The following is a 21515-nucleotide window of genomic DNA, read 5'->3' on the forward strand; positions in this document are numbered from 1 at the left end:
GGCTCCCCGGGCCGTCACCCGGCCTCGGCGAGGATCTCGGCGATCACATGCCGGGAGTTGTCCGCCAGGGCCGGGTTGGTGTCCCAGTAGTACGGCAGCTGGATCAGCGAGATCGACAGCGCCCAGGCCCGGCCCCGCGCCCACTCCGCGTCGTCGGCGCCGACGGCCTCGCGGAAGGTCTCCCGGGCGGACGCGGGCAGCAGGTTCCAGGCCGCGATCAGGTCGACGGCCGGGTCGCCCACGCCCGCACAGCCGAAGTCGATGACCGCGTGCAGCCGCCCCTCGTCGACCAGCACGTTCCCCGGGGAGAGGTCCCCGTGCGCCCACACCGGCGGCCCGGTATGGGCCGGAACGTTCAGGGACTGCTCCCACAGGGCCGTGACCGCGCCGCCGTCGACGCGTCCGCCCAGCTCGGCTACGGCGGCCCGGGTGGGCTCGTCCCGGTCCCGCAAGGGGCCGCCCCGGTAGCCGGGCGGCCCGTCCCGCGGGGGGATCCGGCGCAGCGCCCGCACGAACGCCCCGAGGTCCCCGGCGAGCCGCTCCGGCTCGGGGACGGCACCGGCCACCGGATTGCGTCCCCGAAGCCAGCGGTAGACGGACCAGGGCCACGGATAGCCCTCGTCCGGCTCGCCGACGCCCACCGGCTCGGGCACCGCGACCGGCAGCAGCGGCCCGAGCCGGGGCAGCCAGCGCTGCTCGTGCGCCAGGTCCGGCACGGCGCCGGGCCGCCGGGGCAGCCGTACCAGCAGGTCGCTGCCGAGGCGGAACATGGCGTTCTCGGTCCCGGAGGACGCGAGCCGCCGTACGGGCAGTGCGCCCCAGTGCGGGAACCGGCGGGCGATCAGGCGTTGGACCAGCGGGGCGTCGAGGCAGACCTCGTCCGCGTGCATCTTCGGCGGAGTCCGGCCGTCAAGGGCGTTCATCGGGGCCCATGACAGCGCCTCGAAGCCCTCGCTGTCCACGCGGTTTTCCGCAGCGGATTCCCGGGGCGGTCTTCTCGGGCTCAGACCCGGTCGGCCGCGATCAGCAGGTACTGGAAGCTGCCGTTGCGGTAGGCGTCCAGGAACGTGTCCTCGATGCCCGTGACCAGATGGTCGGCCTGCTTGCGCAGTTCCCAGTAGGGGATCGTGGCCTCGGTCAGATCCTGGACGTGCACCGGCACCAGGCGGTGGCGCGCCATCGCCCTGAAGTACTCCGAGCGCGGGTGGATGTCGCAGATGTAGTGCGCGTTGATCAGGGACACCTCGCGCGAGGCCTGTCCGTAGGTGTCGTTGTAGCAGCCGGTGATCACCACATAGCGTCCGCCGCGGCGCAGCAGCCGGGCGTGCTCGGCGAACAGCAGGTCCAGCTCCACGTACATGGTGGACTCGTTGTTCCACGACGCCGCGTACGCGCCCGACGGGAAGCCGGTGTCGAGCATGTTGCGGTGGTGGTAGCGCACCTTGTCGTCGATGCCCCGGGCGCGGGCCTGCTCGTTGGCGAACTCGGCCTGCTTGGCGGAGATCGTGACGCCGTCGGCGTGGCAGCCGTAGCGCAGGTGTGTCACGACGCTGCCGCCGCCCCGGCCGCAGCCGGCGTCGAAGACCCGGTCGGCGGGGCCCAGCGGCCCGAGGTGGGCGGCGAGGAGTTCGGCCTGGGCGTGTTCCAGGCGGTGCAGTTCCGCGGTGACGCGTGCCCGGCGCCTGTCCGGATCGGGCTCGTCGAGCACCGTGCGGTCGGCTTCTCCGATGCCGTAGTGGTGGTGGTACAGGTCGTCGATCTTGCCGAGTTCGAGGTTGACCGGGTTCTCCTCGGCGTTCCAGTAGTCCGCGACCCGGCTCTGGTAGACGGACTGGGTCGGGACCGGAGCGGGCGTGGTCCGGGCGACGGGGGCAGTGGTCAACGAGGACTCCTCTGAGCGGTGTGTGACGGTGTTTCGCGACTGGCGGTGACGAGGTCACCAGTAGTCGGGCAGGTGGTAGCGGTGGGTGTTGGTGGCGTGCCACTCGTGGTTGCCGGACACCCAGGCGGCGAGCCCCTGGGCGTAGCGCTCCACCAGGGGCGAGGTGGCGGACAGCAGGGCCGCCTCCTCCTCGAAGGCCTCCATGATCCGGTTGTGGATCTCGACGGACTTCAGATAGGCGGCCTTCAGACCGCGCCGCTCGTTGGCGGCGACGACCTGCGGCAGGTTCAGGTGCGTGGGGTCGCTGGCCAGTTCCTTGGTGAAGGAGTACAGGTCGTTGACGATCGTGGTGGCGTTGCAGGCCAGGGCGGTGATCCGCTGGATCTCGGGGCGGGCGTAGACCTGCTCGGGCAGCTCGTAGCCGTCCACGGCGTCGACGAGTGACAGACACGGGCGGAAGTTGTTGAACTGCCGCATCACCAGGTACTCCCAGACCTGCGGCACGTACTTGGTCTCCATCCAGGCGGCCTCGCCCAGATAGCCCAGGTGCAGCCGGGCGATGTCGTGCACGAACCGGTCGGTCTGGCTGGGCGTGGCGAAGGTCGCGTAGTCCGCGAGGGCGAAGTGGTACGAGCGCAGCGGGCCGTCGGCCTGGATGCCCTGCCGCCACTCCTCCTCCAGCTCCGGGACGCCGTGGTAGGGGTCGAGCGCCGACTGGGCGATGATCAGCGGGCCGCCCAGACCGCGCCGCGATCCGCCCCTGCCCTCGTCCTCCTCGCAGTAGCAGGAGTCGACGATGTTCTCGGCGAGCAGCAGTTTCCCGGCGGCGGTGAGCCGGTCCAGGTCGAGGCCGCCCGGGTGCTGGAGCACGACGGCCCGGCCGAACTGGAAGCCGGAGAAGTCTCCGTTCCAGGCCGTGGGAAACAGGTCCAGCTCCCGGGCCCAGGTCTCCAGCCGGCGGTCGATCTCGGCCGCCTTCTCCGGGTCGGCGGGAGCGGCCGGCTGGTAGTGCAGTCCGGGGATCGCGCCGGTGCGGCGGGGCTTGCGCAGGCTCTGGGCGATGTTGGGCGGCCCGGGCAGCGTGTAGGAGGGGGCGGGCGCGCTCGTGGAGTGCTCGGAGGTCATTCGGGGTACCGGCCGATCTGGACGTTCTCCAGGATCCCGGCCGCGTCGGGCACGAGGATCGCCAGGGAGTAGTAGGCGGTGACGAGGTAGCTGATGATGGCGGCCGTGTCGATGCCCATGAACCGGACGTTCAGACCCGGCTGGTACTCCTCCGGGATGCCGGTCTGGTACAGGCCGATCACGCCCTGGTCGGCTTCGCCGGTGCGCAGCGCGATGATGCTCGTGGTGTGGTCGTCACTGATCGGGATCTTGCTGCACGGGAAGATCGGCACACCGCGCCAGGCCGGCACCTCGTGGCCGTCGACGCTCGCGGTGCCGGGCACCAGGCCGCGCCGGTTGCACTGCCGGAAGAACGCCGCGATCGCCTTGGGATGGGCGAGGAACACCTTGGTCTTGCGCCGCATCGACAGCAGCTCGTCCAGGTCGTCCGGCACCGGCGGCCCGGTGAAGGTGCTGATCCGCTGGCCGTAGTCGACGTTGTGCAGCAGCCCGAACTCCCGGTTGTTGACCAGCTCCCACTCCTGGCGCTCGCGGATCTCCTCGACGGTCAGCCGGAGCTGCTGCGCGGTCTGGTCCATGGGATGGTTGTAGAGATCGGCGACCCGGGTGTGCACGCGCAGCACGGTCTGGGTGAGGGACAACTCGTGCTCGCGCGGGGCGAGTTCGTAGTCCACGAAGCCGCCGGGCAGGGTGGGCTCGCCGACATGGCCGGCCTGCACCGGCACATCGGCCTCGCCCTTGCGGTTCATGGGCCGGTTCTGCCGCTCGACGTACGCCTGGAGGTGCGCGGCGAGGGACGGTACCCGCTCGGTGAACTCCTGCACGACGGCCCAGGGCAGCGCGAGCACCACGCCCGCGGTCTCGGCCCGCACCGAGGCCAGCCACAGCGGGTCGGACTGGCCGACCGCCTCGTCGCCCATCTGGTCGCCGTCGGTGACGACCCCGGTGATCTCCTCGTCGCCGTACTTGCCGGTGGTGTAGCGGGTGAACCGGCCGTGCACGACCAGGTAGGCCTCCGTCACCGGCTGGCCCGCCTCGAACAGCACCTGCCCGGCGCGCACCTCACGGGGCTGGAAGCGGCCGGCGATCTCCCGGAGCACGTCGATGTCGGGGTAGCCGCGCAGGATCGGCAGCTCGGTCAGGGTCTCCGGGATGACCCGGATGTCGTCGGCGCCGTTCTGCTCGAAGTGCACCCGGCCGCGCCCCGTGCGCAGCGTCAGGCGGCGGTTGACCCGGTAGGTGCCGCCCTTGACGTCCACCCACGGCAGCGTCTTCAGCAGCCATCGCGAGGTGATGGCCTGCATCTGAGGTTCCGACTTGGTGGTCGTGGTGAGCTGGCGTGCCGCCCGGGTGCTCAGGCTGGTGAGCTGCCCGTCGGCCGCGGGATCGGGCTCGGGTTCGTCGACGGCGGGACCGGTGGCGCTGTCCGGTGTGGTCACATTCCCTCCAGCAGGGAGATGAACAGGGGTGACGGGATCGGTCGCTGGTGTGCCAGGTGGTGGTGTGCACGGACAGCCAAACAGGCGGCATGATCGCCGGGAAAGGCGCGAAAAGGGGCGCTTTCATCTCCTGGTGGTGTAAACCAGCCAATGATCATTACAAAGGGGCGCGTGGAACGGCCACGCGCCGGGCGTCCGCTTCCATGCCCCTGGTGCGCCGTGTCCGTCGGCCCGGTACAGCGCGGGTCACCCTCCATGACGAGCGGTGCGGGCCGGTCACGGCGGCCCCGCGATCCCGCTCGTTCGGCGCGCGGCCCGGGGGCCGGATGGTTAGCGTGAGCTTCGGGAACACGACGGTGGCGGGGGACCAGCCGTACGGGACACAGACCAGGAGGGCCGCGAGCATGGCCGTGCAACCCGAGGGAACGCCCTGTTGGGCCGATGCGATGTTCAGCGACGTCGAGGGAGCCAAGCGGTTCTACGCCGACGTCCTCGGCTGGACCTTCGGCGAGTCGTCGTCGGAGTACGGCAACTACACGCAGGCCTACGCGGACGGCAAGGCGGTGGCCGCCGTCGTCCCGCCCATGCCCGGCCAGGAGGGGCAGTCGCAGTGGTGCCTGTACTTCGCCTCGCCGGACGCCGCCGCCACCGCGGAGAGGATCCGCGAGAACGGCGGCGAGGTGCTGATGGAGCCGATGCGGGTCGGAGACTTCGGCACGATGTGCCTGGCCCGGGAGCCCAGCGGAGCCGTGTTCGGCGTCTGGCAGGGCGGCACCCACGAGGGGTTCGAGGCGACCGCGGTCCCGGGCGCCTACTGCTGGGCCGAGGTCTTCACCCGTGAGCCCGAGAAGGCCGACGCGTTCCTCTCCGCCGTCTTCCCGTACCGCATGAAGCAGATCGAGGACCAGGCCGTCGACTTCCGGATGTTCGACGTGGGGGAGGACACGGTCCTCGGCCGGATGCGGATGACCGACGACTTCCCGCCCGAGGTGCCGTCGTACATCAATGTCTACTTCACCGTCGACGACTGCGACGAGGCCGTGGCGCGCGCCACCAAGCTCGGCGGTGTCCTCCGCTTCGGGCCGATGAGCAGCCCCTTCGGCCGGTTCGCGGCCCTCAGTGATCCGCAGGGCGCGAACTTCTCCGTGATCGACATCACGACCAAGGAAGGGGAGATGCCGACCGTCACGGACGTCTGACCGGCCGCCCCGGCCGGGCCGCCCACGGTACGACGCGGCACGCCCGGCCGCCTGACCATGGCATGATCGGGCATATGCGTGAACGTGTGGTGGCCGCGTGCGACGGGGCTTCGAAGGGAAACCCGGGACCGGCCGGATGGGCGTGGGTGATCTCCGACGACGAGCGGACCGCGGCCCGCTGGGAGGCGGGCCCGCTCGGCCGGGCCACCAACAACGTCGCCGAACTCACCGCCCTGGAGCGGCTGCTCACGGCCGTCGCGCCGGACGTGCCGCTGGAGATCCGCATGGACTCCCAGTACGCGATGAAGGCGGTCACCACCTGGCTGCCCGGCTGGAAGCGCAACGGCTGGAAGACCGCGGCCGGCAAGCCCGTCGCCAACCAGGATCTGGTCGTCCGCATCGACGCGCTGCTCGACGGCCGCACGGTCGACTTCCGCTATGTCCCGGCCCACCAGGTCGACGGCGACCCGCTGAACGACTTCGCCGACCGTGCCGCCAGCCAGGCGGCCACCGTCCAGGAGGCGGCCGGCAGCGCGCTCGGCTCCCCCGAGCCGCCGCCGTCGCCCGACACCCCGAAGGCGGCCGCCCCGCGCAAGAAGGCGCCCCGCCGGGCCGGCGGCGGAGCCTCCTCCCGCACGATCAAGGCGAAGTTCCCCGGCCGCTGCCTGTGCGGCCGCTCCTATGCGGCGGGGGAGTCCATCGCCAAGAACGCGCAGGGCTGGGGCCACCCGGAGTGCCGTACGGCCGAGGCGTGACGGGCCGGCCTCAGCTGTCGAAGGTGTAGAACTTCGTGTGGTCCAGCAGATCCGCCGGACGCACGTCGTTCCACGGCTTCATCGTCTCGTTCAGGTCCACGACGTCCGGCGTGCCGCCGGACGGCACGTACGCCGCGCCCGGATGCCGCTGCTGCCACTCCGCCCACAGCTTGTCGACGAAGGCGTGGTGCAGCCAGAACACCGGGTCGTTGGGGGAGACCCCGGTGGCCATCTGGCCGCCGACCCAGACGTGGACCCGGTTGTGCAGATTGACCCCGCGCCACCCCTCCAGGTGGTTGCGGAACCCGTCCGAGGCACTGTTGTACGGCGCCATGTCGTACGTCGGCATGGACAGCACCGACTCCACCTCCGCGCGCGTCGGCAGCTCGCGCACGCCGGTGCCGAGCGAGCGGCGCAGGAAGGTACGGCCGTCGACGCGTATGTTCATTGGCCAGTTTCCGAAGTCGGCGAACGGACCGTCCATCACCCGGCCGTCGCTACTGCGCCCGGTGCCGCCGAGGAAGTCCGGCCCCCACAGCGCGGCCCGCACCGTGCGGTCGGTGCTCCAGTCCCAGTAGGGCAGCGCGACCGAGGAGTCCACCGACTGCAGCGCCTGTTCGAAGTCGAGCAGGAATCTGCGGTGCCAGGGCAGGAAGGACGGCGAGCGGTGGCCGGTGCGCTCGCCGGTGTCGGTGTCCGACATGATGAACGCGTTGTGCGTGCGGACGAACTCGTCGTAGCGTCCGTTCCGCTTGAGTTCGAGGACGGCGCCTACGAAGCGGCGCTTCTCGTCGGCGGTCAGGGTGGCCTGGTTCTTGCGTACGGTCATGGTGCGCGGTGCTCCGTAGGTCCTTGCGGGGGCGGTCAGTTGGCGGGGAAGGGCAGCAGTGGGGCGCCCTGCAGCTCGTCCACGGCGGCGCGGGCGGCGGCGCGCGGGGTGCGCACCGGGTCGTAGTGGCTGACGATGCTGATCCAGCTGCCGTCGGCGTTGCGCATCAGGTGCAGCGGCACGCCGTCGATCAACACCTCGTAGCCGCCGCCGTGTTCGTGGTGGTGGCCGCCGGAGCCCATCGTCATCGGCCGGCCCTGTATCCGGCGGCCCTTGTAGACCTCGTCGAAGCTCCCCGGCATCGGCATGGGGTGGTGGTCGTGTCCCGCGGCCGAGGCCGTGGGTGCCGCGAGGGCGGTGACGGTGGCCGTCGCGGCGAGGGCGGCCGTCGCGGTGAGCGCGCGGCGCCGGGTGAGGTCGGGCATGCGGGTCCTCCTGGAGTGTGTTCCGGTGGTGACCAGGCATGCCTATCGGGGGCTCGGTGACGGGAAGAAATCGCCCGGGTCCGGTTGGCTGCGATCCGGACAATTGACCACATGTCGTACAGGGTTGAACAAAGATGATCTTGTCGTGATGGGTTGCCGATCTGCTCCGGAACGGGGAATTCCTTGCCTCGCCGACCGCGTTTCCGCTGATCCTTCCCGCCCGCCGCCCGCCCGAGTGGCGCTGCTCACCACGCAAGACTGACGCGATCGGACAGGGCGTGGACGGAAGGCGCTTCCGACCACCTGGTGCGGTGCGGCAGCCGCCCGCGTCCAGCGAGCAACCGCGCAGCGCCGCGCGATGGGCAGTGGCGACCCGCTGCGGCATCTGCCCCGTCCTGCCGTGATGGTCCGCACGACGGCCGCCGTCACCCCGCGGCCATCCCGTGTCGCCGGAGCCATGCCGACCAGCGAGACGCCGGCGCTCGAAGTCCGTCACATCCCGCACCTGGCCGACCCGGGTGACCACCGGGAGTTGATGGCGCGACACCTACTGGTCACGGCCGAGGTGTCTGGCAGGCGTCTGACGGCCTTGGCGCTCGCCCGACTTGCCGGGACCGGCAGCCGGCGGGAGGCCGCGGCCGCGCTGGAAAAGCGTCCGATGGTGATGGACGAGATGACGACCGTCACTGTGGCCCCCCGCAAGTCACCGCCCCGGCGCGAACGGCACCCTTGCCGGCACCACGCTGGAGTTCCGGCACATTCCCCAGCGGATCGGCGTCGAGGATTACGACGCCTTCACGGCCGTCCACATGACCACCCGTGGCCTGATCGACTACGAAGCCCGCCGCACAGCGGTTGCCGGCCTCCGGGAGGTGCCCAGCCGTGTGCCCCTGCCCGGTCCTCCGGCCAGCCGGCCAGAACCTCACCCGGCAAAGACAACGGCATGCCGCCGGAAGGCTGTGGGAACAGCTCAGCGGAGGACTAGCGAAGGACGCCCCCACCTACGCCGACGGCCGGTAATGCATCAAGGAGACATCCATCGCCTCCGCGCGAACCCGAGTGCCGCGCCGTGTCCGCCTTCGGCGTCCGGCCGCCCGCGGTCTCGTGCGTGCGCCAGTAGGCGCGGGCTCAGGGCCGACAGTGGTGTGGTGCGGCGAAGACCACGAACTCCGTTCTGCGGCTATCGGCGGAGTCACCCGCGGCCTCCGGACGTCGTTCGGCGAAGATCACCTGGGTGGGGCCACGCCCAGATGGACGGCGAGCGTCATGAACGCGGCGGCCACTGCCGGGGCTCCTGCCTGGGACAGGTAGCCGCCGAGTGCGAGCATGGCCCTCTCCACTCTTGACGGCGACACGGTCTCGCCGGCTGCCTCACGTTCCAGCTCGCGCAGAGCGTTCCTGGCGCCGCTTTCCTGTTCTGCCGACAGGCCGAACCGGGGAATCTCGCTCGCCATGAGCTCCACGAAGGACCTGATGGATTCCGGTTCCGGTTGCACTCCGGTCGAGGTGAACTCCAACCGCTGGGTCGCGTTGTCGCCTGTGGTGAAGTTCCCTGAGGCGTTTCCGCGTACGTTGATGCTACGGCTTCCCGGCTGGTCGGTCATGCTTTCCTCCTGGGTTGCGCGAGTGCTCGGGTCGTCGGCCGGGGACGGGTTCAGTTTCCGCGGCTGGGAGGGTTGCCCAGGCATTCGAGGTCGGCAGGGCCCCCGGTGGATGAGCAGGGGACGCGTTGCAGGGGCGGAGCGTCAAGGGCGGGCATCGTGCGTACGCCCGGTGCGATGTAGACCCTGGGGACGGTGGCAAATGCGCTGGCCACGGCTTCCGTTCCCCCACTGTCGGCGAGATCGGTGTTGCCCAGACCGATGTAGCGCCCGGTGGTGAGGTTGAGCGTGCAGGTCGTGGTGCTGTCGGGGTAGGTGCGTTTCCTTGTTTCTGGGTCGATTTCTCCGACGATGGTTCCGGGGGAGGGGGCCAGGGTTTCGGTGGGGCCTTCGTCGCAGCCGAACCAGATGGGTTCTCCGTTGAACGGCCGCCGCCACAGTACGGTTTTGCCTTCGAATTTGGCTGTGAGGGTCATCTTCGTGCCGAGGGGGACGACGAATTCACACTGCGACCGCTGCTCGCCTGCCTTTCGGCCCTGCTCTCCTTTGAGGTGCCAGTTGAGTGGGGGTTGAACGCACGGCTTCACCCCCGGGGTGTCGGGAGTAATGGTGGTCTGGAAGCTGTCCCCTGCGAGTTGGATGTGGACCAGCGCGACCTGCTGTGTGGGGGTCTGCTTGCTGGTCGCCTGCTGGCACTGCTGCCTGGCGCTCTTGTCCCGAGAACTGGTGGTCGTGGCACAGACGGTGCGTTCGCGGTCCGCAGTGACGGTGCAGGTGGCCGAGGCGGCGCCTTCATCGCATCCCCAGTAGACGATGGACACGCCCCGCGGGAGAGGGGCGGCGGGGACCACGTCGACGGGTCCGCGTTTGCCTGTGGCGACGCGGGTGACCTTGGTGCAGTCCGTCGTGCCGGCGCCGCTCGGACATGGCCCTTCAGGCGTGCCGGGCATGTCCTTCACCTCGAAGAGGTCCGTGGCGACCCTCACGTGCAAGGGCACGGTAGAGGCCGCCTGGGGACCGTTGCCCTGGCCCAGTACGTACACGCCCGCGCCCCCTACGACGCCCAGCAATGCCGCCCCGATCACGACCTTGGCCACGAGGGGAAGTTTGACGAGGGCGCTGTGGCCGCCGGCGTGCCCCGCGTTCAGCCCGCCGCCACTTGCCGGAGGAGGGTGGCCTGGTGTGGCATGACCACTGCTACTGCCCTGGGCCGGCCCATGGGTGCCCGGGGAGTTTCCCAGCCCGTGGGAGGCGTGTTGAGCCCCCTGCCCAGGGGAGTTCGCTTGTCCGCCGGTCGGATCGTTGCCGCCCCCGGTGCTCGCATGAGGGCCGCCGGGAGTAGCCGCAGTGGGGGGAGCGGCTGGTGCCGGGCCGGAGCCGAGGAGGGCGTGGGCGTGCTCCGCGATCGCGGCGCTCCCGTGATCTCCCAGAGCATGCCAGGCTGCTGCCGCAGCGACCAATGCGGCGGCAGCGGCGGCATGTTGACCGGTCAGTCGGAGGCGGATGCCGGTCTCGTGGGTGAAGTACGCGTGTGCGGGCGCGTCTTCAGCCCGTTTCGCGGCGGCGAGGCCGCGAGTGAGGATCCGGCCCCAGGCGCTCCAGCGCAGGGAGCACGCGGCGGCAGGCGCGGCGGCCTTGGCCAGCGCAACGCCCAGGTCGGGGCGGCCCATCCGGCTTGCAGCTTCGATGAGTGCTGAGATCAGCGGACTGTGATCGGCGACCGACACCGGCTGGGTGCGTTGCGTGGAGGCCCATGCGGTGAGCCGTCGAACCGTCTCTGCGAGCCGGTCGCCGTCGAGCGCCAGGTCGTCGGGCAGATCCTGGGCGACGGCGTCGCCCAGGCGCACACGTTCCTCGGCAAGGGTGACCAGGCCGAGTTCGGTCAGAGTGTCGACTGCCGCCCGCGCCGCGTCGAAGGCGCCGCTGTCGGCCGTCAGGGAGGTGAGGACCTCAAGCGTCACGTCCACATCCGGCACGGTCGCGAGCAGCTCCAGGACCTGCCGAACGTCGTCGCTGCCACGCTCGACGGCCTGGCGGAGCAGAAGGGGCATCTCGCTTACGGCGGGAAGCCTGAGGAGTCCTGTGTCTCCGTCGGGTCTGGCGAGCGCCGCGGCGCGCAGCAACGTGAACGGATGGCCTTGACTGGCCTTCCAGAGGCCGTTCGCCGCGGCTGTCTCCGCAGGACGCAGTGGGCGTCGCAGCTCCCGGGTGAGGAGTTGCAGGGCGGCTTCGCGCGGCAAGCCACCCAGGGCGAGGGAGGTGCCGTGCCCCCACAGCATGCGTTCACGCCCGCTGAACACGACGGTCCCGGCAGGTACCGCGTCCTGGAGCCGGGTCAGGTTCCGGGCGGACACCTCCAGGTCGTCGATGACGACGCACACTCGTAGATCGCCGAGCAGGGAGTGGAGTTCCCCCTCGGTGGGCCGGTAGCCGGGGCTGCTGTAACACGCTTCGAAGATGCTCTGGATCAGGTCGTCGACTTCTCGGCCGTGCCCGTTGAGGAAGATGACGCCATCACGCCCGCCGAGCTCCAGGCATGCCTGCCGGACCAAGGCGCTCTTCCCGATGCCCTCGGCACCATGGACCTCGGCCGGTTCATCGGCGGCGACGCTGCCCAGGATGGAGGCGAGTTCGCTTTCCCGGCCGAGTGGCGGGCCGCCTCGGCTGGGCCGGCGCTCGATCCGCTCTTTCCGCACGGGTTTCGGAGGTTTGTTCGGGGTGAGTAGGGCCACCGTCGAATGGGTCGCCTTCACCACGACGCTATAGAGCTCGTTGTTGTCCCCCGTGACGAATTGGCCGATCGCGTCGCCCTCCACGGTCAAGTCCCGGCCGGAGCTCACCATGTCACTCTCCCCACCCGTGGGCGTACGTTCCGTCACCAAAAAGTCTTGCGTACCTTCATGCCCGGAGTGAGCGAAACGGCCCTTTTCCATATGTCGACGGAGGGGGCGGTTTACGTCCGCTCGAACGGGGAGGGCAACGCCATGAAGCTGTCGGGCGGGAACTACTTCACCTGCTGATGAAGGACCTGGATCTGTTCTCTCGCCCGACAAGCCGTTCTGCCTGGTCCCGTGCCGGATGACAGACTGGGCGCCATGGACGAACGCGCAATCCGCAGGTCGGGTCAGTGGGCATCGGTGGTCGGTCTCGGCACATGGCAGCTGGGCGCCGACTGGGGCGACGTGGACGACAAGGAGGCCCTGTCCGTCCTGGAGGCGGCGGCCGAGGCCGGCGTCACCTTCTTCGACACGGCCGACGTGTACGGCGACGGACGCAGCGAGGAGACCATCGCCTCCTTCCTGCGCGGCCGGCCCGATCTGCATGTGCTGGTGGCGACCAAGATGGGCCGCCGGGTCGAGCAGATCCCCGGGAACTACGTCCTGGACAACTTCCGCGCCTGGAACGACCGCTCGCGCCGCAACCTCGGCGTCGACCGCGTCGACCTGGTCCAGCTGCACTGCCCGCCGACACCCGTCTACTCCTCCGACGCGGTGTTCGACGCCCTGGACACCCTGGTCGAGGAGGAGCGCATCGCGGCCTACGGCGTGAGCGTGGAGACCTGCGCCGAGGCGCTCACCGCGATCGCCCGGCCGCACGTGGCGAGCGTGCAGATCATCCTCAACCCCTTCCGCATGAAGCCCCTGTACGAGGTGCTGCCCGCGGCCCGCGAGGCCGGCGTCGGCATCATCGCGCGGGTGCCGCTCGCCTCCGGCCTGCTGTCCGGCAAGTACACCAAGGACACGGTGTTCGCGGCCAACGACCACCGCACCTTCAACCGGCACGGCGAGCAGTTCGACCAGGGCGAGACCTTCTCCGGCGTCGACTACGGCACCGGGGTCGAGGCCGCCGCCGAGTTCGCCGCGCTCGCCCCCGAGGGCTACACCCCCGCCCAGCTGGCCCTGCGCTGGATCATCGAGCAGGACGGTGTGACCACGGTGATCCCCGGCGCCCGCACCCCGGAGCAGGCCCGCGCCAACGCCGCCGCCGCCAAGCTGCCGCCGCTGCCCGAGGAGACGTTCACCGCGATCCGTGAGCTGTACGAGCGGCGGATCAAGGAGCAGGTCGAGCACCGCTGGTAGTCGTGGGGGCACGCGTCGTTTGAAGGAACGGCCGGGCGGTTACACGCACCGCATGGTGCAGGAAGGACGGCGCAGGGGGCGGAACGAGACCGAGGAGGAGCGGGCCGACCGGATGTGGGTCGAGCTCATCCAGGAGGTCCGGGTCGCCCAGACGGGCGTGCAGATCCTGTTCGGCTTCCTGCTGACCGTCGTCTTCCAGCAGAAGTACGCCACGCTGCCCCACGCCGACCAGGTCATCTACATCGTGACCGTCGTCCTCGGCGCCTGCGCCACCGGCGCCCTCATCGGACCGGTGTCCCTGCACCGCCTGGTCGCCGGCCGCCGCGTGAAGCCGCAGGCGGTCCGGCTCGCGTCCCGGATGACGTTCGTCGGCCTGGTCTTCCTCCTGGTGACGATGACGTCCTCGCTGCTGCTGATCCTGCGGGTGGCCACCCGCGGCGGCTATGTGCCGTACCTGGTGGCGGCCGTCGTCGGCTGGTATCTGGTCTGCTGGTACGGCCTGCCGCTGTGGGCCCGCCACCGGCACACGACCCGCTCCTCCGACGGCACCGCGCACGGGCGGCCGGGCGGCGGCACGCCCGGCCGGGAACGGACGTAGGACCGCAGCCCCCGCGCCGCCGGCGGGCCTGCGGCCACTCAGCCCGCGGAGAGGATCTCGGCCACCAGCTCGTCGACCGGGACGCGTTCCCGGCCGGGCGGGACGAGCCGGTGGGTCTCCCGCAGGAACGCCGCGACCGCGGGCGCCCACGCGAACACCACGGCGCGGTGCCGGCTCCCGTCCGGCCGGACGTCCCCGAGGAACTCCATGCGCAGCTCGTGCAACGCACCGGTCTCGGCCGGCCGCAGCCGCACGTCCCCGGCGCCGACGGGCCGGACCAGACCGTCGGAGAGCATCTCCCGGTCCAGCCGCCAGCGGGCCAGTACCCGGCCGTCGTGTCCGAAGACGGCGGTGACGGCGAACGGGTCGCCGGCGTCGTAACTGAGATGGGCCAGCACGGGACACCGGCCGGTGCCTTCCGTGCGCAGCTGTACCACCAGGGTCTTGTGCACGAACGCGGTCATGCGGGGGCCTCCGGCGACAATCGGCGTAGAGACATCTAGTACCCCGGTGCCGCCCCGGATGCTCACCCATACGAAGGATTCCCCGGAATCCCAGGATTCCCGCCGGCTCCGCGCAGCCTTCTTCAGATCGTCGGTGCGCACGACGTCACGCGCCGGATCCGCCCCGGGCCTCGCAGCAGCGCATGACCCGTTCCGGGGAGCAGCCCGCCGGCTGCGCGAACGCCTTCCCGGACACCTTCGGCGGCCCGCCCGCGGCCGGGCCGCCCGGGCGCACGCCGCGGACCACCGCCAGGGCGAAGGCCCGGCTTCCGGTGCGCGCGCAGCCACCGAATGCGCGGGCGTCAGCCGAAGGCCTCCCGCAGCGCGGGCAGCAGGGTCTTCGCCGACCAGTCCAGGAACTCCGGCTGCGCGTCGCCGCCGATCTGCACGAGGGCGATCTCCCCGAACCCGGCCTCGGCGTAGGGCCGTACGGCCTCGACGAAGGCGTCCGGGTCGTCGCCGCACGGGATCGAGGAGGCGACGTCGTCCTCGGTCACGAACTGGGTCGCGGCCTCGAAGGAGTCGGGGTGCGGCAGTTCGGCGTTCACCTTCCAGCCGAGCCCGAACCAGCGGAACTGGGAGTGGGCGCGCTTGACCGCCGTGTCCCGGTCGGGGTCGTAGCACACCGGCAGCTGCCCGACCCGGGGCTTGCCGCTGCCGCCGTGCCGGTCGAAGGCCTCCAGCAGGCCCGGCTTCGGTTCGGTCGCGATGAGCAGGTCGGCGAGGTGCCCGGCGAGCTTGCAGGACTGCTCGCCGGAGACGGCGATGCCGATCGGCGGCGGCTGGTCCGGCAGATCCCACAGCCGGGCCGACTCCACGTCGTAGTGCGGTCCGTGGTGGGTGACGTGGCCGCCCTCGAACAGCGCGCGGATGATCCCCACGGCCTCTTCGAGCATCTCGTGGCGCACGTCCACCGGGGGCCATCCACCGCCCACCACATGCTCGTTCAGATTCTCGCCCGCGCCCAGCCCGAGCCGGAACCTGCCCTCGGACAGCAGCTGCACCGTGGCCGCCTTCTGTGCCACGATCGCCGGGTGGTAGCGCAGGATCGGGCAGGTCACATAGGTCATCAGGGGAATCCGCGAGGTGGCCTGGGCGGCGGCGCCCAGCACGCTCCACGCGTACGAGGAGTGGCCCTGCGAGCGCAGCCACGGAAAGTAGTGGTCGGAGATCACGGAGAAGTCGAACCCGGTCTCCTCGGCTCGCACCACATGGTCCACCAGGTCCCGGGGACCTGCCTGCTCGGTCATCATCGTGTATCCGAATTGCACCATAAGAGGTGAGTCCCCGGGCCGGTGGCCGGAAAACGGACCACCGCCGCCGGTCAGCCCGACGGCGTACGGAACGTCTGCAGGAACGTCTTCAGTGCCAGCCGGTTGGCGGTGTCGTCCCAGGTGGCGGCCGGGGTGGTGAAGCGCAGCGAGAAGCCGTCGCCGCCGCCCGTCAGGAAGCCGCGCCCGAAGGTGTGCACCCGGGCGTCCCCCGTACCGGCCAGCCACTCCAGGTCGGCGGCCGCGTGGCCCTGGTAGGCGGCGGCCCGGACGGTGCCGACGCGGTGGTAGCCGGGCAGCTGCCGCAGACCCGGTTCGACGTCGTCCCGCCAGACGGCGACCGGGTCGGGACCCACGTGCTCGCTGTGGGTGACGGCCAGCGTCGGGGAGGCGCCGCCTCGGCCGAAGGTGACGCGGTAGGCACCGGTGACGCGCGTGGTGGTCAGCCGCCTCCAGCCGTCGGGCAGGGCCACCGAGAAGCCCTCCGGGGCGGTGTAGGGGTGGTATCCGGCCGGCGCGGCGGGCGAGGGGCTCGGGGTGGAGCTCGCCGAGGGCGTCGCGGCGGCCCCGCCGGTGTGCCGGCCGGCGGGGGTGGCCGCGGCGGAGGGGTGGTCCGGTGCCTGCGCCCTGCCGGTGCCCGGGAGCTGGTGCGCCGCGGCCAGGACGGCGGCGGTGACGGTGAGCGCGGCCAGCACGGTACCGGCCGCCATGGCCCGTCTGCCGTGCTCCCGCCCGGCCAGGCGCACCCCCGCGTACGCGCCGCGCAGCCGGGGCACGGCGGCCGGCTGCCGGTCCGCGTCGGCGTCCTCGTCGAGGGTCCGGATCAGGGCCTCGCGGACCACCGGCCGGGTCAGCCGCTCCCGCGAGTTCTTCCGCAGCAGCCCCTGCACGGCCTGGGTGAGCGGGCCCGCGCGCAGCGGGGTGCGCAGCGGCAGCCGGTCCACGGCCTTCAGGGTGGCGTCGGGCCGGCCGCGGTCCCGGTACGGCGGGCGGCCCTCCACCATCGTGTACAGGAGCGCGCCCAGCGCCCACAGGTCGGCGGCCGGCCCGATGCGCTCGTCGCGGGCCTGCTCCGGCGAGGCGTACGACGGTGCCGTGAGCCGGGGCACCAGCGTCGCACCCGCCAGTCCGAACCCGGTGACGACGACGGGCCCGCTGTCCCGCACGAAGATCTGGCCGGGGCTGAGCTCGCCATGGGTGATGCCCTCGTCGTGCGCGGCCTGGAGCACATCGAGCAGCTCCAGGGCGATCCGGGCCGCCCGCACCGTGTGGAACGCGCCCTCGCGGTCCAGGAGTTCGCTGAGCGGCGTGCCGTCGATCCACTCGGTGACCGTCCACAGGGTGCCGGCCTCCACCACGGCGTCGACGACGGAGGCGACCTGGCCGGGGCACAGCAGCCGCATGGTCTCGGAGGTACGGACGACGCGGGCCGTCACCCGGCGCGCGCCGGTGTCCGCGGACGCCTCCGGCAGGTCGGTCCGGGCCACCAGCCGGGGCTGCCCCGCCGCCACGTCCTCGGCGTACCACCACAGGCGGTTCGTCTCCCGGGCGAAGACCTCCAGGAGCCGGTAGCGTCCGGCGACCAACTCGTGTGCGGAGACGTGCGCCTTGACCATGGTCATCCCTCGCTGGAACCCCTGTTGTGTGTCTCACAGAGGTACGCGGGACGCGCGGTGGTGCGTTCAAAGAATCCGTGACCGGGGTACGTTCCTGTCCTTTGTTCAAGTCTTCGAAAACGGCGAGTCCACGACCTCACAGCAGCCCGAACCGCTCGGCCCAGCCGGTGAGTTCGCGCGGTGTCGTGTTGCCGCCGCACACCACGAGTCCGATCCGGGCGCCGGCGCCCACCCGTGCCGCCACCTCGCGGGCCGCCGGCAGTAGACAGCCCGCGGCCGGCTCGGCCCACACCTTGGCGTGGCCGGCGAGGTCCAGCGAGCCCTGTACGGCGTCCCGGTCGGAGACCACCAGCACCTCGTGGACCAGCGCGGACACATGGTCGTAGGTCAGCTGCGACACGGTGGGCGCGCTGAGCGTGGTGACCAGCGACGACAGGGGCACCGGGACCGGCCCGCCCGCCTTCAGCGCCGCGGACATGGCCTCGGCGCCCTCGGTCTCCACGCCCCAGACCCGCACCCCGGGGCGCCTGGCGGCGAGCGCGGCCGCGACCCCGGCGATCAGCCCGCCGCCGCCGACGCTGACGACGACGTCCGTCGGTTCGCCGGTGTCCCGGACGTCCTCGGCCAGCTCCAGCCCGACCGTGCCCTGTCCGGCGATCACCACGGGGTCGTCGAACGGGTGGACCAGGGTCAGCCCCTCGTCCCGCAGCCGCGTCACCAGCTCGAAGGCGCTGTCCATGCCGTCGGTCAGCCGCACCGAGGCGCCCGCCTCCCGCGCGATCCCGATGGAACGCGCGGGCGCGCTCCGGGGCATCACCACGGTCGCCTTCACGTCGAGGGCCGCGGCCATCACCGCGAGGGCGACCCCGTGGTTGCCGCCGCTGACCGCGACCACACCCGCCGCCCGCTCGGCCTCGCTCAGCGACAGCAGCTTCGCCGTCGCCCCGCGTGCCTTGAACGAACCGGTGCGCTGGAGCAGTTCCAGCTTGGCGGTGACCGGCACGCCGAGCAGCGCGGTCAGGCCCGGGCTCGGTACGGTCGGCGTCCGCACGACATGCCCGGCGATCCGCTCCGCCGCGGCCTCGATCTCCGTGATGCCGATCAAGGTGCCTCACCCTTCCGGCGCGGGGGTGGGGCCGCGCCCCTCGCACCCTGACCCGCGGCGAGCACCGAGGTCAACACGGTTTCGGCACATGTCACCGGGGATCACAGCTCGCGGTCCGCCAGGAAGTCCAGCAGCCGGAACAGGTCACCGGCGGCTTCGGTCGCCAGCGGCAGGCCCGTCAGCAGTGTCCGGGCGGCGTCCGTGTGCGCACGGGCCGCGGCCAGGGCCGCCGTACGACCGCCCGCCGCCTCGATCAGCGCGGCGGCCTCCGCGGCCCGCTCCGGGGTGTCGAGCAACCCGGGCAGTGCCTGGGACGCGGGGGAGCCGAGTGCGGCCAGCACCGGATAGGTCTTCTTGCGCTCGCGCAGATCGCCGCCCACCGGCTTGCCCGTGACGGCCGGGTCGCCCCAGATGCCGAGCACGTCGTCGACCAGCTGGAAGGCGACTCCGAAGTGCCGTCCGGCCCGGTCGAGAGCGGTCACCGTGGCCTCGGGCGCCCCGCCGAGCGCCGCGCCCAGCGCGACGGCGCAGCCCAGCAGCGCACCGGTCTTGCCCTCCGCCATGGCCCGGTACTGCTCGGGCGTCACCCGCTCCGGGCCGGTGCAGGGCCGGGTGGTGAACAGCAGGTCGTCGGCCTGTCCGCGGACCAGGTCGGCGAGGGCGCCGGAGAGCAGCCGTACGGCGCCGGCGCCCTGCGGCACGGCGGCGAGGGTCTCCACCCCCAGCGCGAACAGGGCGTCCCCGGCGAGCACCGCGGGGCCGGTGCCGTAGGCCTTCCACACGGCGGGGCGGCGGCGCCGCGTCGCGTCGCCGTCCATGATGTCGTCGTGCAGCAGCGAGAAGGCGTGCACCAGCTCCACCGCGACCGCGGCCGGGATACCGGCCCGCCCGTCGGCGCCCGCCGCCTCGGCGCCGAGCACCGCCAGCGCCTGCCGCACGCCCTTGCCGCCCGGCGCGGCGGCGGGCGCCCCGCCGACCTCGCACCAGCCGAAGGAGTACGCGGCCATCTCGGCCACCCAGGGATGCAGCCGCCCCACCGCCTCCCGCAGCGCCGGCTGCACCACGTCCCGGCAGCGGGCGAGGACTTCGGCGGCGGCGGGCGCGGCCTGTACGGCGGTCACCGGGCGACCTGCGCGGCGAGGCCGAACTCCTCCTGGGCCCGGGCCACCATCTCCCGCGCGTGCTTCAGCCCGCTGCGCTCCAACGTCCGTGCCAGGTCGGCGAGTTCGGCCGCCGTCTCCGCGCGGTCGCGGCCCAGCTGCGCCAGCGACTTGGCCAGCCCCAGCCGGGCCAGCGCCGCACCACGCGGCTCGCTCATCGCCCGGAACTCCTCCAGCGCCAGCTCGTACAGCTCCCGTGCCTCGGCGTAACGTTCCGCCCGGTACAGGACGTTGCCGCGCATCTTGTGGTTGTAGGCGAGCGCGCTGGACAGGTTCATCGCCCGGCAGCCGGCCTCCGCCTGCGACAGCAGCTCCAGTGCCCGTTCGGTGTCCTTGTCGCGCACCGAGAGGATGTCGGCGAGGCCGCGCAGCGCCCAGGCGTGCCCGCGCCGGTCCTCCGCGCGTTCGGCTATCTCCGCCGCCTCTTCGAACAGCGCGTAGGCCCGGTCGTAGTCGCCGGTGTTGCGGTGCATCTGCGCGATGCCCTCCAGCGCCCACACCGTGTGCCGGGCCTCACCGCGCCTGCGGGCCTCGGCCAGCAGCTGCTCGTGCAACCGGCCGACCGCGTCGTAGTCGCCCTGGATACGGCCGGTCTCCGCGAGACCGGCCAGCGAGTACCCCCGGCAGACGATGTCGCCGCCCCGCTCCCCGAGTTCGGCCGCGAGCCCGAGCAGCCGCCAGGCCAGCGGGAAGGACCCGCGCTGCCGGGCGAGGGTGCCGCCGCTCCACAGCGCCCACGCCATCGCGGCGGTGTCGCCGGCCTCCCGGGCGGCGCGGTAACTGGCCTTCCAGGCGCGGTCAGCGTCCTCCACGTGACCGAGCCGCCGGTGGGCCTCGGCGACGGCGAGCCCGCAGCGGGCCGCCTCGGCCGGGCGCCCGGACCGCTCGGCCTCGCGCAGCTTCTCGGTGGCCTCTGCCAGCACATCGACCAGCGAGGAGTTCACGGACAGGGTGGTCAGGGCGCCCTGGTACTCCGGGGCGAAAGCCTTGCCGTACATGCGTACCTTTCTATACACGCCGCGTATACATCGCGTGTATAGCGAGTCGGGAATGCGCCCCGGCCAAAGGACCGGGGCGTGTCGGTCTGTTGTCGATCAAGACGCAGGCACAGCGCGGGGGGTTGCCCGTGCGACACGGGTCACCCTGTGAAGTTTCAGTGCTGCTGGTTCTTCTGCGGGGTCAGCTCGCTCGGGCGGACCACGACGAAGCCCTCGCCCTGGAGCATCAGCTGCACGGCCTCGCCCGAACCGCCGCGCAGCATCGAGCCGATGGACTGGGAGCGGTGCAGCGAGGTCTGCAGATGCGCGGTCCAGCCGACCACCGCGTCCGTGTCGACGTACACCGGGAACTGCGCGGAGACCGGGATCACCAGCGGATTGCCCTCGCAGACCAGGCCGAGCCGCCCCTGCCCGGTGAACACGCTGTTGAACAGGCCGCCGCCGGCGATGCCCGACCCCTTGACCGTCCTGATCTCGTACGCCAGCGAGGCGTCGAAACACAGCACGTTGCGTCCGTTGACCGTGAACTGGTCGCCGGCCTCGACCTCGACGATGAAACAGTTCTGCGCCTCGTGCGCGAACCAGGCCTCGCCCTGCCCGCGCACCGCCATGAGGGGCAGCCCCTCGCCGGTGACCGCACGCTTCAGCATGCCGCCGACGCCCTGCCCCTTGCGCTCGAACCTCAGGTCTCCGCGATAGGCGACCATCGCGCCCTGGCGGGCGTACATCTCGCCGTTCACCGCGTACTTGATGCACTTGGCGTTCTCGACGGACATTCCCGGCTCCACGGCCGGCCGCACCACGTGCTCACTGGAAAAGAGATCACCCTTCATGCGGGGCATGGTGTCCCGGAGGATGCCGTTCCGCCAAGATCGCGGGAGCCGGCGCCCGTGGGACCCGGCGGCGCGGGCCCGGTCCCGATGGCCGGGC

At 71.7% G+C, this 21515-nt stretch carries 19 protein-coding genes; 4 read left to right on the forward strand and 15 right to left on the reverse strand.

Annotated features, from left to right (window positions below; translation table 11 throughout):
- Positions 1–14 precede the first annotated feature (14 nt).
- The 4 genes from ABT171_RS29855 to ABT171_RS29870 form a co-directional block, all read right to left on the reverse strand.
- Entirely contained in the window at positions 15–890 is an 876-nt protein-coding gene (locus ABT171_RS29855; RefSeq protein WP_351249281.1) for an aminoglycoside phosphotransferase family protein, read from the reverse strand.
- 113 nt (positions 891–1003) lie between these two features.
- The gene (locus ABT171_RS29860; RefSeq protein WP_351249172.1) at positions 1004–1882 is read right to left on the reverse strand and encodes a geranyl diphosphate 2-C-methyltransferase; all 879 of its coding nucleotides are present in this window, start codon (positions 1880–1882) and stop codon (positions 1004–1006) included.
- A 54-nt stretch (positions 1883–1936) separates the two neighbouring features.
- Positions 1937–3007, reverse strand: coding sequence for a family 2 encapsulin nanocompartment cargo protein terpene cyclase (locus tag ABT171_RS29865; RefSeq protein ID WP_351249174.1), 1071 nt, complete (start codon positions 3005–3007; stop codon positions 1937–1939).
- Positions 3004–4446 (reverse strand): family 2B encapsulin nanocompartment shell protein, encoded by a 1443-nt coding sequence (locus ABT171_RS29870; RefSeq protein WP_351249176.1) that lies wholly within the window; start codon positions 4444–4446, stop codon positions 3004–3006. Before ABT171_RS29870 ends, ABT171_RS29865 begins: the two co-directional genes overlap by 4 nt.
- Before the next feature lie 404 nt (positions 4447–4850).
- Between ABT171_RS29870 and ABT171_RS29875 the strand changes: the two genes are divergently transcribed.
- Both ABT171_RS29875 and ABT171_RS29880 read left to right on the forward strand, forming a co-directional pair.
- Positions 4851–5645 carry a VOC family protein gene (locus ABT171_RS29875; protein WP_351249178.1) on the forward strand — a complete coding sequence of 265 codons (795 nt, stop codon included), beginning with the start codon at positions 4851–4853 and terminating at the stop codon, positions 5643–5645.
- A 62-nt stretch (positions 5646–5707) separates the two neighbouring features.
- Positions 5708–6400, forward strand: coding sequence for a ribonuclease H family protein (locus tag ABT171_RS29880; protein WP_351249180.1), 693 nt, complete (start codon positions 5708–5710; stop codon positions 6398–6400).
- A 10-nt stretch (positions 6401–6410) separates the two neighbouring features.
- On the opposite strand, the gene melC2 is transcribed toward ABT171_RS29880, so the two are convergent.
- From melC2 to ABT171_RS29900, 4 genes are all read right to left on the reverse strand, one after another.
- Positions 6411–7229, reverse strand: a complete 819-nt coding sequence (melC2, locus tag ABT171_RS29885; protein ID WP_351249182.1) for a tyrosinase MelC2 — start codon at positions 7227–7229, stop codon at positions 6411–6413.
- Positions 7230–7264: 35 nt separating this feature from the next.
- On the reverse strand, positions 7265–7654 hold the full coding sequence (gene melC1, locus ABT171_RS29890; protein ID WP_351249184.1) for an apotyrosinase chaperone MelC1: 390 nt from the start codon (positions 7652–7654) through the stop codon (positions 7265–7267).
- A gap of 1226 nt (positions 7655–8880) precedes the next feature.
- The gene (locus ABT171_RS29895; protein ID WP_351249186.1) at positions 8881–9258 is read right to left on the reverse strand and encodes a hypothetical protein; all 378 of its coding nucleotides are present in this window, start codon (positions 9256–9258) and stop codon (positions 8881–8883) included.
- 50 nt (positions 9259–9308) lie between these two features.
- On the reverse strand, positions 9309–12098 hold the full coding sequence (locus ABT171_RS29900) for an ATP-binding protein (RefSeq protein WP_351249188.1): 2790 nt from the start codon (positions 12096–12098) through the stop codon (positions 9309–9311).
- Between the two features lie 252 nt (positions 12099–12350).
- On the opposite strand from ABT171_RS29900, the gene ABT171_RS29905 reads away from it, so the two are divergent.
- Together ABT171_RS29905 and ABT171_RS29910 are read left to right on the forward strand one after the other, a co-directional pair.
- Positions 12351–13334, forward strand: a complete 984-nt coding sequence (locus ABT171_RS29905; protein WP_351249190.1) for an aldo/keto reductase — start codon at positions 12351–12353, stop codon at positions 13332–13334.
- A 52-nt stretch (positions 13335–13386) separates the two neighbouring features.
- Positions 13387–13932, forward strand: a complete 546-nt coding sequence (locus ABT171_RS29910) for a DUF6328 family protein (protein ID WP_351249192.1) — start codon at positions 13387–13389, stop codon at positions 13930–13932.
- A 38-nt stretch (positions 13933–13970) separates the two neighbouring features.
- On the opposite strand, the gene ABT171_RS29915 is transcribed toward ABT171_RS29910, so the two are convergent.
- The 7 genes from ABT171_RS29915 to ABT171_RS29945 all read right to left on the reverse strand — a co-directional run bounded on the left by ABT171_RS29915 (position 13971) and on the right by ABT171_RS29945 (position 21418).
- Positions 13971–14396, reverse strand: coding sequence for an SsgA family sporulation/cell division regulator (locus ABT171_RS29915; protein WP_351249194.1), 426 nt, complete (start codon positions 14394–14396; stop codon positions 13971–13973).
- A gap of 341 nt (positions 14397–14737) precedes the next feature.
- A complete protein-coding gene (locus ABT171_RS29920) occupies positions 14738–15709 on the reverse strand; it encodes an LLM class F420-dependent oxidoreductase (protein WP_351249196.1) in 972 nt (323 codons plus the stop codon).
- Positions 15710–15759: 50 nt separating this feature from the next.
- Entirely contained in the window at positions 15760–17328 is a 1569-nt protein-coding gene (locus tag ABT171_RS29925; protein WP_351249198.1) for a serine/threonine protein kinase, read from the reverse strand.
- A gap of 130 nt (positions 17329–17458) precedes the next feature.
- Positions 17459–18427, reverse strand: coding sequence for a pyridoxal-phosphate dependent enzyme (locus ABT171_RS29930; RefSeq protein WP_351249200.1), 969 nt, complete (start codon positions 18425–18427; stop codon positions 17459–17461).
- A gap of 101 nt (positions 18428–18528) precedes the next feature.
- A complete protein-coding gene (locus ABT171_RS29935; RefSeq protein ID WP_351249202.1) occupies positions 18529–19548 on the reverse strand; it encodes a polyprenyl synthetase family protein in 1020 nt (339 codons plus the stop codon).
- The gene (locus tag ABT171_RS29940) at positions 19545–20585 is read right to left on the reverse strand and encodes a tetratricopeptide repeat protein (protein WP_351249204.1); all 1041 of its coding nucleotides are present in this window, start codon (positions 20583–20585) and stop codon (positions 19545–19547) included. Before ABT171_RS29940 ends, ABT171_RS29935 begins: the two co-directional genes overlap by 4 nt.
- A 155-nt stretch (positions 20586–20740) precedes the next feature.
- Positions 20741–21418 (reverse strand): AIM24 family protein, encoded by a 678-nt coding sequence (locus ABT171_RS29945; RefSeq protein WP_351249206.1) that lies wholly within the window; start codon positions 21416–21418, stop codon positions 20741–20743.
- Between the last annotated feature and the right edge of the window lie 97 nt (positions 21419–21515).

This window comes from Streptomyces sp. NPDC001851 (assembly GCF_040297165.1).
In the GTDB taxonomy this organism is placed as follows: domain Bacteria; phylum Actinomycetota; class Actinomycetes; order Streptomycetales; family Streptomycetaceae; genus Streptomyces.